The following is a 12,940-nucleotide window of genomic DNA, read 5'->3' as shown; positions in this document are numbered from 1 at the left end:
GGCGCAGGATTCAGCCAAACCACCATGCTGCTGCATCTGAAACCCTTAGGTCTTGCTTGCCCCGCCCTGTTGCGAGCGCTGTTGATGGGGCTTTCGCTCGCCCTGTGTTCCGCTGCCGCCGGGGCCGCGCAAACTGTGGCCATCTGCGTCGGCGACTTCCAGCCCTATAACAGCCCTGCGCTGCCGCAAGGTGGCCCGGTCATACAGATTGCCGTCGAGGCGATGCATCGCTCAGGCTATGAGCTCAAGGTCGAGTTCATGCCTTGGGCAAGGGTCTTGAAGGATGGCAGCGAAGGACGCTGCGGCATTCTGGGCATCTGGCGTAACGCCGAACGTGAGCTGATTTTTGATTTCAGCCAGCCGCTGATTCAGCAGGAGCTGGGCTTTTTCGCGCGGCGCGGCAGCAAACATGAATACAAAGACGCGGCACAACTGACCGAGCTCGTGATTGGCGTCGAGCGTGGTAGCTATTTGCCTCCGCTATTGACCTCAAAAGACCTGCGCTTTGATCCGGCAGGCTCCTTGCAAAAAAATCTGCTGAAGCTCGCGCGTGGTCGTATTGACCTGGCCTTCGGCGCCAAAGATGCCGGGCTGGCCGGACTGGAGCGTGAACCCGAACTGAAGGCCAGCGTGGAATGGCTGTCGCCGGGATTGGAGCGCAAAGACACCCACCTGGCCTTTGCCAAAACGCAGGCCCAAGCTCGCGAGCTGCTGGCGGCCTTCGACAAAGGCTTGCTCGGCATGAAGGCCGATGGCAGTCTGCGCAAAATTCTGCAAGCCGCCAAGCTGGATGACTGAAACTCAGGCCAGCGCACGCCCAATCAGGATCTTCTGCACCTCGGACGTGCCTTCATAGATCTGGCAGACCCGCACATCGCGGTAGATGCGCTCGACGGGGAAGTCGCTGACATAACCGTAACCGCCATGCACCTGGATCGCGTCGGAGCAGACGCGCTCGGCCATCTCGGTGGCGAAGAGCTTGGCCATCGCCGCTTCTTTCAAGCAGGGCTTGCCAGCGTCTTTGAGGCTGGCGGCATGATGGATCAATTGCCTTGCGGCTTCGATCTGCGTCGCCATATCGGCCAGCTTGAAGTTGATCGCCTGGTGATTGAAGATGGGCTGGCCGAAGGATTCGCGCTGCTTGGCATAACTCAGCGCCGCCTCGAACGCGGCCCGCGCCATACCGACCGCCTGCGAGGCGATGCCGATGCGGCCGCCCTCCAACCCGGCCAATGCGATCTTGAGGCCCTGGCCTTCTTCGCCCAGACGGTTGGCGACGGGAACGCGGCAGTTCTCGAAACGGATCTGCGCCGTGTCGCTGGCATGCTGGCCCATCTTGTCTTCGACCCGGTCGACCTCGTAGCCGGGCGTGTTGGTCGGCACCAGGAAAGCGCTGATGCCTTTTTTGCCGGCGGCCTTGTCGGTGACGGCCATCACGATGGCGACATCGCCGTTCTTGCCGCTGGTGATGAATTGCTTGACGCCGTTCAGCACATACTCGCCGCCGTCCAGCACGGCGGCGGTGCGCAAGCCACCGGCCTCCGAGCCAACATGCGGCTCGGTCAGGCAAAAAGCGCCGAGCATGTCGCCGCGTGCCAGCGGCTTCAGGAAGCGCTGCTTTTGATCCTCGTTGCCGAAGCCCATCAGGATCGAACAACAGGGGCAGTTATTCACACTGACCACGGTCGAGGTCGCGCCGTCACCGGCGGCGATTTCTTCCAGGATGATGCTCAGCGCCAGGTAGTCAAGGCCGGCGCCGTCATACTCGGTCGGCACGGCCACGCCGTAGCAGCCCAGCTCGGCCAAACCCTGCAACTCGGCAGCGGGGAAATGGTGGGTCTTGTCCCACTGCGCGGCCTTGGGGGCAATTTCGGCCTGCACATAGGCGCGCACCGCGTCTTGCACGGCGAGATGGTCTTCGGAAAGCATCATGATGGTTCTGTTCTCACCAGGGTAGGGGTTGACCGTTGTAGTCGAAAAAACATGCGTTGTCTGCCGGGGTCAGCCCGGCCAACAACCGCAACATGCCGGCAACGCTGGTCTGCACGTCGATCTCGGCGTCCTCGCCGCCCATATCGGTGCGCACCCAGCCGGGGCTCAGGCTGATGCAGATGGCCCGCTCGCGCAGCGCCGTCGCCGTGTCCTTCAGCACCGAATTGAGTGCCGCTTTGGAGGCGCGGTAAAGCCATCCGCTGTTGTTGTCACGCCCGCCTATCGAGGCCATCGTCGACGAGATCAGGGCCAGCCGCGCGCCCGGCGCCAAGGCGTCGGTCAGTTGCGGGATGACGCGCATCGCACCCAGGACATTGGTGTGCATGACGAGGTCGAAGTCGGCCTCGGTCGGGGTTTGCAGGCCGCTGGTTCGAGGGCCGAAGACCCCCGCATTGATCACGATCAGATCAAACTGATGGCCGTCGATCTGCCAGGCCAGGCCGGAAGCGCCGGCTGTGCTGGCAACGTCGAGTTTGAGCGCCGTGGCGCCCTCGGCCTGCAATAAGGCCAGGCCGGCCTCGCTGCGCGCGGTGGCGACGACCTGATCACCGGCGGCGCGGCATTGGCGCACAAACTCCAGGCCGATGCCGCGTGAGGCACCGATGATCAGCGTTTGCCCCATCAGATCAGCTCGACGCCCATGGCTCGACGGCCAGCGCGGAGCTTCACAGGAGCTCCACGCCCATGGCCGTTGCCTCGCCACCGCCTATGCAAAGAGCGGCCACGCCGCGCTTCAGGCCACGGTGCTTCAAGGCGCCGATCAGCGTCACCAGAATGCGCGCGCCGGAGGCGCCGATCGGGTGGCCCAAGGCGACCGCGCCGCCGTTAACGTTGACGATTTCATGCGGCAGCTTGAACTCGGCCATCGCCGCCATCGTGACGGCCGCGAAGGCTTCGTTGACTTCCCACAGATCGACGCTCTTGGCGTCCCAGCCGTTCTTGGCCAGCAACTTTTGAATCGCGCCGACCGGGGCGGTGGTGAACCACTCCGGCGCGTTCGCGTGCACCGCCTGGCCGACGATGCGGGCGACCGGCGTCAGACCCAGCTTGGCGGCATGACTCTCGCGCATCAAGACCATCGCGGCGGCGCCGTCGGAGATGCTCGACGAGGTGGCGGCAGTGATAGTGCCGTCCTTGACGAAGGCGGGCTTGAGGCCGGCGATCTTGTCCAGCTTGGCCTTGAAGGGCTGCTCGTCACGGCTGAAGACGGTGTCGCCGCCACGGCCGCTGACCGTGACCGGAGCCATCTCCCAGGCGAAGCTGCCGTCTTCGTTGGCACGCTTGGCGCGCTCGGTCGAGGCAATCGCGAAGGCGTCTTGCGCCTCACGCGTGAAGCCGTACTTGGCCACGCATTGTTCGGCAAACACGCCCATCGCCTTGCCGCGCTGGTAGGCGTCTTCCAGGCCGTCCAGCGCCATATGGTCGAACATCTGCGCGGAGCCGTACTTGACGCCCTTGCGGGCGAACATCAGGTGCGGCGCATTGGTCATCGACTCCATGCCGCCGGCGATCAGGATGTCGGCGCTCTCGGCCTTCAGCGTGTCATGCGCGAACATGGTGGCACGCATGCCGGCGCCGCACATCTTGCTCAAGGTGACCGCGCCGACCGATTGCGGCAGGCCGGCCTTCAACACCGCTTGGCGGGCCGGCGCCTGGCCTTGACCGGCCATCAGGCAGTTGCCGATGAAGGCTTCTTGAATCGCGTCGCCCGGCACACCGGCGCGCTCGACCGCCGCTTTGATGGCCACGGCCGCCAACTCCCAGGCTTGCAGCCCGGCGAAATCACCCAGCAAACCGCCGATGGGGGTGCGGGCGGCGGAAACGATGACGATGGAATCAGACATGGTGTGCTCCTAAAGGTTATTGGACGGGAAGATCGTGATGGCTGGCCGCAATCAGCGCGGCCCCATCAACATGGGGATGGGCGGTTTTTGACGCCGCGTAGGCAAAACGCTTGTGCGGGTCATAAGGGAAAACATCGTGCACATGGCCGGCCTGTATGCGCAGTTTGTGCTCCTGCCAATAATCGGCATTGAGCAAATCGGCATGGTGGCGCATAAACAGCTCGCGCACGCCGGGGTGGCCGAGCAAGAAGGGGCCGAAGGTCTCGGGGAAGACATCGCGCGGGCCGACGCGGTACCAGATCTCGCCCGACATTTCTTCTTCCTCATTGCGCGGCTGCGGCACATGGCGGAAGTTGCAATCGGTCATGTACTCGATCTCGTCGTAGTCGTAGAACACGACCTTGCCGTGGCGGGTGACGCCAAAGTTCTTCCACAACATATCGCCGGGGAAGATATTGGCCGCGACCAGATCCTTGATCGCATTGCCGTATTCGATCACCGCATGCTCCATCTGCGGCGGCGTGGCTTCCTGCAGATAGATATTGAGCGGCACCATGCGGCGCTCGATATAGACATGCTTCAAGACCAGATCGTCGCCCTTGATCTCCAGCAGGCTGGGGCAAAAATGCTTCAACTCGGCCACCAATTCATCCTCGAAGCGATGGCGAGGAAATGCGACGTTACTGTATTCGAGCGTATCTGCCATGCGGCCGACCCGGTCATGCTGCTTGACCAGCAAATACTTGCTCTGGATCAGCTCGCGGGTGGTTTCCTTTTGGGCCGGGAAAAAGTCCTTGATCAGCTTGAAGACGAAGGGGTAGGACGGCAGGTCGAACACCAGCATCACCATGCCTTTGATGCCGGGCGCGATGCGGAATTTGTCGGAGGAATGGCGCAGGTGATAGAGGAAGTCGCGGTAGAACAGGTTCTTGCCGTGCTTTTGCAGACCGATCGCGCTGTAGATTTCGGCGCGCGGCTTGCGCGGCATCATCGAGCGCAGAAACTGCACATAGGCGCTGGGCACTTCCATATCGACCATGAAATAGGCGCGCGCGAAGCTGAACAACATCAGCAAATCGTCTTCGCCGAACAGCATCGCGTCGATGTAAAGCAATGCCTCTTGTCCCTTGGCGCGCGGCTCCCGATGCAGGATGGGCAGCGCGAACGGCGTCTCGGTAAAGCCGTTGATGAACTTGCCGACCAGATAGGCGCCCTTGTTGCGATAGAACAGGCTGGACAAGACCTGGATCTGAAAATTGGTGCGCCAGCGGAAGTCGCCCATCTCTTTGCGCACGGCCGCCAACACCCATTCAACATCGCGGCCCAGGTCCTCGAATTCCAGCTCGAGCTGGAAGTTGGTGACGACACGGCGCATCGTCTCCTGCAGGTTTTCGCGCGTGGGGTAATAGGCCCGGTAGGTCGGCTTGGCGGCGGGCTCCTCGTTCTCGATGTATTCGGTCGAGACGGCGGGCCGCACAAAGATGAAGTCGTTGTGGAAATAGCCGTGGTGCAGCACGCGCGTGCAGACCGAATTGAAGAAGGTCTCGGCCAGCTCGGGCTGATGATGATCGATCAACAAACCGATGTAATGCAGCTTGACCTGCTGCCACACATCCATCGGCAGGCTACTCGTCTGGAAGCGCTGCTCCAGCATGGTGATCGCTTCATCGACCCGCGCATCGTAGAACTCGATCCGCTCGCGCTGGGCGCGCTGCTGGCCATGCCAATCGGCGCGCTCGAAGCGCCCCTTGGCGGCGGCCGAGGTGGCGCGGAACAAGCCGTAATGCCGATTGAAGCCACCCAACATCGCCTGCGCAATCTCGAACGCTCGGGAGTCGGTCAGCTTTTGCGGGAACATGGGCAGGCCTCGGTGTTTGATCAGTCGGCCGACTGTAGCCGCTGCCCGTCATAGCGCAGCTTGACCGCGCTCAAGGCGCGTGCAAACGCCGGACCGACCTGCTCGGCCGAGGCCGCCGTGATGCGCAGATCCTCCAGCAAGCCGTTGTGCAAACCGTAGACCCAGCCATGCACGACGATCTCCTGCCCGCGCGCCCAGGCGTCTTGAACCACCGTGGTCTGGCAGGCATTGCGTGCCTGCTCCAGCACATTGAGCTCGCACAAGGCGTCGACGCGCTGCGCCGGGGCCAAGCCGTCCAGCCATTCCTGGTGATGATTGCGCACATCCTGCACATGACGCAGCCAGTTATCGGCCAGGCCGGTGCGGGTGTCATTCAAGGCCGCCTTGACGCCGCCACAGCCGGAATGGCCGACCACGATCACATGCTTGACCTTCAGCGCATCGACGGCGAACTGCATCACCGACAAGCAGTTCAGATCCGAATGCACGACCACATTGGCGACATTGCGATGCACGAACAGCTCGCCCGGCAGTAGATTGACCAGCTCATTGGCCGGCACCCGGCTGTCGGCGCAGCCAATCCACAGGTATTGCGGTGTCTGCTGCTTCAACAGGCGCGAGAAAAATCCCGGTTCACGCGTCTCGGTGTCGGCGGCCCATTGCTTATTGCTGTCGAGCAGCTCTTTGAGTTCGGTTGTCATGAGCGCATTGTCGCGGAGCGAGATGTCACATCGTCTCGGCAAACAACTCCCGGCCGATCAGCATACGGCGGATTTCACTGGTGCCCGCCCCGATTTCATACAGCTTGGCATCGCGCCACAAACGGCCCAGCGGGTACTCATTGATATAGCCGTTACCGCCAAAAATCTGTACGCCCTCGCCGGCCATCCAGGTGGCTTTTTCGGCTGTCCACAGGATCACCGAAGCACAGTCTTTGCGCACCTGGCGCACATGCTCGGCGCCGAGCAAATCAAGATTCTTGGCCACCGTGTAGGCGAACGAGCGGCCGGCCTGCAGCACCGTGTACATATCGGCGACCTTACCCTGAATGAGCTGGAATTCGCCGATGCTTTGGCCGAACTGCTTGCGATCGTGGATATAGGGGATCACGTTGTCCATCACGCTTTGCATGATGCCCAGCGGGCCACCGGTCAGCACCGCGCGTTCATAGTCCAAGCCGCTCATCAAGACCTTGGCGCCGCCGTTGAGCGTACCCAGCACGTTCTCGGCCGGCACTTCAACGTTCTGGAACACCAACTCGCCGGTGTGACTGCCGCGCATACCCAGCTTGTCGAGCTTTTGAGCGACGCTGAAGCCCGGCATCCCCTTCTCGATCAAAAAGGCGGTCACGCCGCGCGCACCCAACTCGGGTTCACTCTTCGCATAGACGACCAAGGTGTCGGCGTCGGGGCCGTTGGTGATCCACATCTTGCTGCCGTTGAGCAGAAAGTAGCCGCCCTTGTCCTCGGCTTTGAGTTTCATGCTCAGCACGTCGGAGCCGGCTCCCGGCTCGCTCATCGCCAACGCGCCGACATGCTCGCCGCTGATCAGCTTGGGCAGGTATTTGGCTTTTTGCGCGGTATTGCCATTGCGCTTGATCTGGTTCACGCACAGATTGCTGTGCGCGCCGTAGCTCAGGCCCACCGAGGCGGACGCCCGGCTGATTTCTTCCATCGCGATCATGTGGGCCAGATAACCCATATTCGCGCCGCCATATTCCTCGCCGACGGTAATGCCCAAGACGCCCAGGTCACCCATCTTGCGCCACAGGTCCATCGGGAACTGGTCGGAGTGATCGATCTCGGCCGCGCGCGGCGCGATCTCGGCCTGCGCAAAGTCACGCACCGCATCGCGCAAGGCGTCGATGTCTTCACCAAGTTGAAAGTTCAGTCCGGGCAAATTCATATCGTCTCCAAGATTTTGGGCTGCCGGTCATCGTAAGGCCGGATCGCTGTGTTTTTAGTTGACGTTTACGTAAACGTCAACCGGCGAATTCTAAATCAATGCCAGGCCAGCAACAAACGCCGGATCAAGGGGTGGGCGACTTTTTTGTCCGCGCCGATGGCGAAGAAGTTCTCCTGCACCCCGTCGCAATCGCCAACGCGGCGCAGGTCATAGCGCGAAATCAGCTTGTCCTGCACCAACTCGGTGGCCGGAAACACGCCCATGCCGCCACCGCCAAAGGTCGCCAGCAAGGCGCTGTCCTCAAACTCGCCGACGATGCGCGGTTGCACGCCGATGCGCTCGAACCATTGGTCGATGCGCGCCCGCACCGCCGAGTGCGTCGTCGGCAGCAGCACCGGCACTTGCGCCAGAGAACGAGGAAAGTCGGCCAGCGCCTGCTCGTAAAAAGCCCCAGGCGCATACCAGGCCATCGCCGAGGCACCGAGCGAATGGCTGTAGACCTTCAGATTCGGATTGGCCGGTGCGGCGCGGTCGGCCAACACGACATCCAGCCGGTGCAGCGCCAGCTCGCTCAGCAAGCCCTCGAACTGATCCTCATGACAGAGCAGACGCAGGCCCGGCTCGTCCATCACCGGCAAAAGCAGGCGCCGCACCGCCAGCTTGGGCAAGCCGTTCGAAATGCCCACCGCCAAGCGCACGGTCGGCGTACTCGCGGCGTCGCGCACCAGCGCCGGCAACTGCTCGCCGAGTTGGAAGATCTGGTCGGCCTGCCGCAGCGCAACCTGACCCGCCTCGGTCAACACTAGGCCGCGCCCGGCCGGCTTCAGCAAGGCGTAACCCAGGGCGCGCTCCAACTCGCGCACCTGGGTGCTGACGGTCTGCACCGCCATGCCCAGCCGGTCCGCCGCGCGCGACACCCCGCCCTCCTTGGCCACGACCCAGAAGTAGTAGAGATGCTTGTAGCTATAGCTGAGACTCATCTAGGCGCCCTATTAATCAGGTTTTGCAGAAGTATTTGTAATCGATTATCTGCTTTTTCAATTCACATGGGCAACCTATCCTGCATTCACTTTCAAGCCCATAGGAGTTCCGATATGCAAGTTCATTTCGAATCCAAAGATGCCGATGCGATGGCGCTGCGCGATATCGCATCCGAGCGCCTGCGCTTTGCCATGCGCCGCGTCGCCTTGAACGTGCCGCTGGCCCGCGTGCAAATGAGCGATATCAACGGCCCACGCGGCGGCATCGACAAGCGCTGCACGCTGGAGCTGCGCACCCACGGCGCCGGCACGCTGGTGATCGTCGCCACCGCCAAGGTTTGGCGGGCTGCCTTCGAGGCGGCCCTGGCCCGCGCGGCCCGCGCCTTGGTCAAGGCTTGGCAGCGCGGCCGCAGCCACCCTCGCGGCGACAAGCGACTGCAACTCGCCCCGATCGCCGCAACCGAACGCTGAACCCTCCCGCAACGAATTCAATCTGAAAGCAAACACCGTCATGGAAACCGCCACCAAAACCTACGCCAGTCCTGCCATTCTTGCCGACACCTCGGCCGGCGTCAGCAGCCCTGCCACAGCCCGTGTGCTGCGCAACACCTATGCCTTGCTATCGATGACGCTGCTGTTCAGCGCCGCCGTCGCAGCCGCCGGTGTCGCGATGAAGCTGCCGGCGCCCGGCCTGATCTTGACGCTGGGCGCCACCTTCGGCCTGCTGTTTGCCATCCACAAGCTGCAGAACAGCGGCTGGGCCATACCTGCGGTGTTCGCCCTGACCGGCTTCATGGGCTATAGCCTGGGGCCCGTTTTGGCCAAATCGCTGGCCTTGCCGGGCGGCGCACAGACCATCATGTTGGCCCTGGCCGCGACGGGCGCCACCTTCCTGGCCCTGTCGTCCTATGTGCTGACGACCAAGAAGGACTTCTCCTTCATGGGCGGCTTCCTGTTCGCCGGCATGGTGATTGCGTTGCTGGCCGGTCTGGGCGCCGTCTTCCTGCAGATCCCGGCGCTAGGTCTAGCGGTTTCGGCAATGGTCGCGCTGTTGTCGGCCGGCTTGATCCTGTTCGAGACCAGCCGCATCGTCAATGGTGGCGAAACCAATTACGTCTTGGCCACCGTCGGTCTGTTCGTGTCGATCTTCAATCTGTTCACCAGCCTGCTGGCGCTGTTCGGCTTCGGCGGCTCGGACGAGTAATCGACGCAAGCCGCAGCAGTGAATCCCATTTTTTACAAAGTGAGCACCTCATGAAATGCCCCCGTTGCCCCGCCAGCACCCTCGCCATGAGTGAGCGTCAAGGCGTCGAGATTGACTACTGCCCGGACTGCCGAGGCATCTGGCTGGACCGTGGCGAGCTGGACAAGCTGCTGGAATTTGCGGCCCAAACCGCTACCCCGAACAAAGGCCGGACGCGGGCCGACTTCGTCGACTCGGACTACCCATCCGCTCCGGCACGCCATGGCAATCAGGGGCACCAAGGCCAAGAAAGCCAATATGGCCATCACGCCCGCCGTAAAAAGTCCTGGCTGAGTGAATTTTTTGACTGAAGGGTTGGACCTCCATGCAAATCTTCAACCGCAATCGTTCAAGCCAAGGCCTATCACCATGAATACCATCGCCCTCGGCATCATCCTCCTAGCCGCCAGCATCCTCTACGCGGCCTATGCCGAGTTCAAGGCCGAGAATCAGCGCGATTTCCGACTCCTGGCTGGCCTCGGCGGCGCAGGCACGCTAGCCGGCGCGAGTCTCTATCTCCTCTGACCCGCCAAGCCAAGCTAGAACATGCGCCCTTACCCACGCAACAGCCCAGAAGCAGCCGCCCGCATCCTGTCTTTGGCAGCCTTGGCCGATGGCAGCTTGTCCGCCATCGAGCTTGAAACGCTCGATGAGCTCGACGCCTGCGCGCAACTCGGCCTGCACCGAATCCAGCTGCAAGAGGTGATGCGAGCCCTATGCGTTGATCTGCTGAACAATGCCAGTCCGGGCGAAGCGAGCATTTGCCGGGTGGCACCGAAAACAATGGCGGCGCTGATGGCCGAAGTCGACGATCCGCAACTGCGCCTGAAGGTATTGCAACTCTGCATCGCGGTGATCGAAGCCGATCAAACGATCGAGGCCGGGGAGTCGCTGGTGCTGTTGACCGCAGTCGAGCAATGGAATCTTCATGCTGCGCTGCAAGAGCAGCCACCGCATTGATGCATTGACGCCAAGAAAGCCCGCCTTTTGACCACCGCCCTGTCCGAGCGCCTGAGCAGCGCCGCTCTCGCCCTGCCCGCCGACGGCGTCAGCTTGCAGCAACTCGCGGCCTTGCACGGCCCGGCAGCAACAGGCAGCTTGCTGATCTTGTTGGCCGCCCCCTGCTTGCTGCCCTTGCCCGGCGTGGGTTCGGTGCTGGGCATGGGCCTGTTGGCGATGGCCTTGGCCTTGTGGCGGGGCAACACATCCGAATCTGCGCGGCTGCCACAAAGGGTCGCAGATTTCAATCTGCCCAGCCTATGGGCGGCCCGGGTGCTGCAGTTGCTGGCGCGCTTTTACGCCAGCTCGGGCCGCTTGACTCGCCCCCGGCTAACGCATTTATCCGACGGCAGCAGCCAGCGCTGGCTTGCAGCCAAAGCGGGCCTGATGGCCGTCTTGATCGTCTTGCCGATTCCTTTTGGCAACCTCCTCCCCGCACTGGCCTTGATGCTGCTCGGCCTGGGCCTGGTTGCGCGCGACGGTGTGGCGATATTGGCCGGCATGGCGATGGCGCTGCTTTCCGTCCTGTTCAGCGCCGCGGTCGCCTGCGCCGCCTGGTTCTGGGGTTTCGAGTTGTACGGGCTGGCGCAGCAAATACCCTCATGGCTGATGCGCCATCCTTAGTTCACAGACAATCCGCGCCTGCATCAACATTAGAAAGAACAACAAATCATGCAGAGCTTCCTGGACCCGGCCATCCTCTTCTTCGTGTTCGGCATCGCCGCCGGCATGCTCAAGTCAAATCTTGAGATACCCCCACAGATTTCGAAGTTCCTATCCCTCTATTTATTGATGGCCTTGGGGCTGAAGGGTGGATTTGCGCTGGCCGAATCCGGCCTAACTCATGAAGTAAGCGTCAGCCTGGGCTTGGCTCTGCTGCTGGCAGTACTGGTGCCGGGCCTGGGCTACCTGGTGTTGCGCCGCTGGCTGTCGGGCTTTGATGCGGCGGCCATCGCGGCCACCTATGGCTCGGTCAGCGCGGTGACCTTCATCACCGCGGTCCAGTATCTGGACAACCACTCGATTGCCTTCGGCGGCCATATGGCGGCGGCAATGGCCTTGATGGAATCGCCCGCCATCATCATGGCCGTGCTCTTGGCCAATATCGTGCGGCGCCGCCAAGGCAGCGCGGCGAGCAGCCAGAACCCCGGCCCTTTGTCCAAGGTGTTGCATGAGGCCTTGACCGATGGCGCGCAACTGCTCTTGATCGGTGCGATGGTGGTCGGTATCTTGAGCGGTACTTCCGGCCAAGCTGCGATGAAACCCTTTGCCGGCGATCTCTTCAAGGGCATGCTGGCCTTCTTCTTGCTCGATATGGGCCTGCTGGCCGCACGCAATATGGCCGGCTTGAAGCGACAGCCCCCGCTGCTGATTGCCTACGCCTTGGGCGCGCCCTTGGTGCATGCCGGCATCGCCCTAGGCCTGAGCCTGATCTGCGGCCTGTCGCAGGGCAACGCGGCCTTGCTGATGGTGCTGGCGGCCAGCGCCTCCTATATTGCCGTGCCTGCCGTGATCCGGCATGCGATTCCGGAGGCCAATCCGAGCCTCTACTTCGGCATGTCCCTCGGGCTGACCTTCCCCTTCAATATCCTGGCTGGTATACCGCTTTATGTCGGCATCGCCCAGCGCATGATTCCGGCCTGATCAGAGGAAACGCTCGAGCAACTTCTTCGAGGCCCGGTCGAGCGCAAAGCGGTCCTGAATCATCAGCTGCAGACCATGGCTGCTGGCGATCAGGAGCCGGCCGTCGGGCAGGCGACGAATGTCTTCTTCGGTCTTCAAGATAAAACGCGTCTCGCCGCGGTCGGTCTCGACCGTCCATTGACTTGGTGTAGAAAAGGTGGACACCGACGTAATGCGCTGAATCGTCGGCATGAAGTCGCGGCTGGCCAATTCGGCCGTCAGCAAGTCGCGCTCGGCGCCGGGCAAGGCGGCCAGATTGTCGATCCAGGCCAGTTCATGGCCATCGCTGCCGACCAGCGACACGCCCTCGTCCGGCGCCGAGATCGGGTGCGCGCGCACCACGGTGATGTCGGCATGCTCGCGCCCTTGCAGGTCGGTCAGCGCCAAGCGACCAAAAGCGTTGCGGGACAAAGCTTGAAAAGCAGGCATATTCGAT

16 protein-coding genes are annotated in these 12,940 nt (G+C 62.3%); 8 read left to right on the top strand and 8 right to left on the bottom strand.

Annotated elements, in window-relative coordinates:
* Positions 1-24 precede the first annotated feature (24 nt).
* Positions 25-798, top strand: coding sequence for a substrate-binding periplasmic protein (locus LNV07_RS16800; RefSeq protein ID WP_263572314.1), 774 nt, complete (start codon positions 25-27; stop codon positions 796-798).
* Between the two features lie 3 nt (positions 799-801).
* Here LNV07_RS16800 and LNV07_RS16795 read toward each other — a convergent pair whose 3' ends face one another.
* The 7 genes from LNV07_RS16795 to LNV07_RS16765 all read right to left on the bottom strand — a co-directional run bounded on the left by LNV07_RS16795 (position 802) and on the right by LNV07_RS16765 (position 8,579).
* Positions 802-1,932: an acyl-CoA dehydrogenase family protein gene (locus LNV07_RS16795; protein ID WP_263572313.1), complete on the bottom strand. Its 1,131-nt coding sequence runs from the start codon at positions 1,930-1,932 to the stop codon at positions 802-804.
* Between the two features lie 13 nt (positions 1,933-1,945).
* A complete protein-coding gene (locus tag LNV07_RS16790) occupies positions 1,946-2,614 on the bottom strand; it encodes an SDR family oxidoreductase (RefSeq protein WP_263572312.1) in 669 nt (222 codons plus the stop codon).
* A gap of 43 nt (positions 2,615-2,657) precedes the next feature.
* Positions 2,658-3,836: an acetyl-CoA C-acyltransferase gene (locus LNV07_RS16785; RefSeq protein ID WP_263572311.1), complete on the bottom strand. Its 1,179-nt coding sequence runs from the start codon at positions 3,834-3,836 to the stop codon at positions 2,658-2,660.
* 16 nt (positions 3,837-3,852) lie between these two features.
* On the bottom strand, positions 3,853-5,694 hold the full coding sequence (aceK, locus tag LNV07_RS16780; protein WP_263572310.1) for a bifunctional isocitrate dehydrogenase kinase/phosphatase: 1,842 nt from the start codon (positions 5,692-5,694) through the stop codon (positions 3,853-3,855).
* A gap of 20 nt (positions 5,695-5,714) precedes the next feature.
* Entirely contained in the window at positions 5,715-6,395 is a 681-nt protein-coding gene (gene can / locus LNV07_RS16775) for a carbonate dehydratase (RefSeq protein ID WP_263572309.1), read from the bottom strand.
* Between the two features lie 25 nt (positions 6,396-6,420).
* Positions 6,421-7,599, bottom strand: coding sequence for an isovaleryl-CoA dehydrogenase (locus LNV07_RS16770; protein ID WP_263572308.1), 1,179 nt, complete (start codon positions 7,597-7,599; stop codon positions 6,421-6,423).
* Positions 7,600-7,694: 95 nt separating this feature from the next.
* Positions 7,695-8,579: a LysR family transcriptional regulator gene (locus LNV07_RS16765; RefSeq protein ID WP_263572307.1), complete on the bottom strand. Its 885-nt coding sequence runs from the start codon at positions 8,577-8,579 to the stop codon at positions 7,695-7,697.
* Between the two features lie 114 nt (positions 8,580-8,693).
* On the opposite strand from LNV07_RS16765, the gene LNV07_RS16760 reads away from it, so the two are divergent.
* The 7 genes from LNV07_RS16760 to LNV07_RS16730 are packed head-to-tail and all read left to right on the top strand — an operon-like array spanning position 8,694 to position 12,465.
* Positions 8,694-9,050 (top strand): HPF/RaiA family ribosome-associated protein, encoded by a 357-nt coding sequence (locus LNV07_RS16760; protein WP_263572306.1) that lies wholly within the window; start codon positions 8,694-8,696, stop codon positions 9,048-9,050.
* A 40-nt stretch (positions 9,051-9,090) separates the two neighbouring features.
* Positions 9,091-9,783, top strand: a complete 693-nt coding sequence (locus LNV07_RS16755) for a Bax inhibitor-1/YccA family protein (RefSeq protein WP_263572305.1) — start codon at positions 9,091-9,093, stop codon at positions 9,781-9,783.
* A gap of 50 nt (positions 9,784-9,833) precedes the next feature.
* A complete protein-coding gene (locus LNV07_RS16750; RefSeq protein WP_263572304.1) occupies positions 9,834-10,133 on the top strand; it encodes a TFIIB-type zinc ribbon-containing protein in 300 nt (99 codons plus the stop codon).
* A gap of 58 nt (positions 10,134-10,191) precedes the next feature.
* Positions 10,192-10,347 carry a hypothetical protein gene (locus tag LNV07_RS16745; protein WP_263572303.1) on the top strand — a complete coding sequence of 52 codons (156 nt, stop codon included), beginning with the start codon at positions 10,192-10,194 and terminating at the stop codon, positions 10,345-10,347.
* Positions 10,348-10,368: 21 nt separating this feature from the next.
* Positions 10,369-10,782 carry a TerB family tellurite resistance protein gene (locus LNV07_RS16740; RefSeq protein WP_263572302.1) on the top strand — a complete coding sequence of 138 codons (414 nt, stop codon included), beginning with the start codon at positions 10,369-10,371 and terminating at the stop codon, positions 10,780-10,782.
* A 27-nt stretch (positions 10,783-10,809) separates the two neighbouring features.
* Positions 10,810-11,445 carry an exopolysaccharide biosynthesis protein gene (locus tag LNV07_RS16735; protein WP_263572301.1) on the top strand — a complete coding sequence of 212 codons (636 nt, stop codon included), beginning with the start codon at positions 10,810-10,812 and terminating at the stop codon, positions 11,443-11,445.
* 48 nt (positions 11,446-11,493) lie between these two features.
* Positions 11,494-12,465, top strand: coding sequence for a sodium-dependent bicarbonate transport family permease (locus tag LNV07_RS16730; RefSeq protein WP_263572300.1), 972 nt, complete (start codon positions 11,494-11,496; stop codon positions 12,463-12,465).
* Here the strand turns inward: LNV07_RS16730 and LNV07_RS16725 are convergent, their stop codons facing one another.
* The gene (locus LNV07_RS16725) at positions 12,466-12,933 is read right to left on the bottom strand and encodes a cyanophycin metabolism-associated DUF1854 family protein (RefSeq protein ID WP_263572299.1); all 468 of its coding nucleotides are present in this window, start codon (positions 12,931-12,933) and stop codon (positions 12,466-12,468) included. It abuts the gene before it with no gap.
* Between the last annotated feature and the right edge of the window lie 7 nt (positions 12,934-12,940).

Origin of the sequence: Roseateles oligotrophus (assembly GCF_025717515.1) — a bacterium.
In the GTDB taxonomy this organism is placed as follows: Bacteria; Pseudomonadota; Gammaproteobacteria; order Burkholderiales; family Burkholderiaceae_C; genus Paucibacter_A; species Paucibacter_A oligotrophus.
The sequence above is the reverse complement of the archived record's forward strand: the minus strand, read 5'-3'. Positions and strand labels throughout refer to the sequence as shown.

Bases quoted from the DNA above. Each gene is read 5' to 3' on its own strand.
- LNV07_RS16755 (WP_263572305.1), top strand. From the start codon at position 9,091: ATGGAAACCGCCACCAAAACCTACGCCAGTCCTGCCATTCTTGCCGAC.
- LNV07_RS16740 (WP_263572302.1), top strand. From the start codon at position 10,369: ATGCGCCCTTACCCACGCAACAGCCCAGAAGCAGCCGCCCGCATCCTG.
- LNV07_RS16790 (WP_263572312.1), bottom strand. From the start codon at position 2,614: ATGGGGCAAACGCTGATCATCGGTGCCTCACGCGGCATCGGCCTGGAG.
- can (WP_263572309.1), bottom strand. From the start codon at position 6,395: ATGACAACCGAACTCAAAGAGCTGCTCGACAGCAATAAGCAATGGGCC.
- LNV07_RS16760 (WP_263572306.1), top strand. From the start codon at position 8,694: ATGCAAGTTCATTTCGAATCCAAAGATGCCGATGCGATGGCGCTGCGC.
- LNV07_RS16795 (WP_263572313.1), bottom strand. From the start codon at position 1,932: ATGATGCTTTCCGAAGACCATCTCGCCGTGCAAGACGCGGTGCGCGCC.
- aceK (WP_263572310.1), bottom strand. From the start codon at position 5,694: ATGTTCCCGCAAAAGCTGACCGACTCCCGAGCGTTCGAGATTGCGCAG.
- LNV07_RS16785 (WP_263572311.1), bottom strand. From the start codon at position 3,836: ATGTCTGATTCCATCGTCATCGTTTCCGCCGCCCGCACCCCCATCGGC.
- LNV07_RS16800 (WP_263572314.1), top strand. From the start codon at position 25: ATGCTGCTGCATCTGAAACCCTTAGGTCTTGCTTGCCCCGCCCTGTTG.
- LNV07_RS16745 (WP_263572303.1), top strand. From the start codon at position 10,192: ATGAATACCATCGCCCTCGGCATCATCCTCCTAGCCGCCAGCATCCTC.
- LNV07_RS16770 (WP_263572308.1), bottom strand. From the start codon at position 7,599: ATGAATTTGCCCGGACTGAACTTTCAACTTGGTGAAGACATCGACGCC.
- LNV07_RS16730 (WP_263572300.1), top strand. From the start codon at position 11,494: ATGCAGAGCTTCCTGGACCCGGCCATCCTCTTCTTCGTGTTCGGCATC.
- LNV07_RS16750 (WP_263572304.1), top strand. From the start codon at position 9,834: ATGAAATGCCCCCGTTGCCCCGCCAGCACCCTCGCCATGAGTGAGCGT.
- LNV07_RS16725 (WP_263572299.1), bottom strand. From the start codon at position 12,933: ATGCCTGCTTTTCAAGCTTTGTCCCGCAACGCTTTTGGTCGCTTGGCG.
- LNV07_RS16765 (WP_263572307.1), bottom strand. From the start codon at position 8,579: ATGAGTCTCAGCTATAGCTACAAGCATCTCTACTACTTCTGGGTCGTG.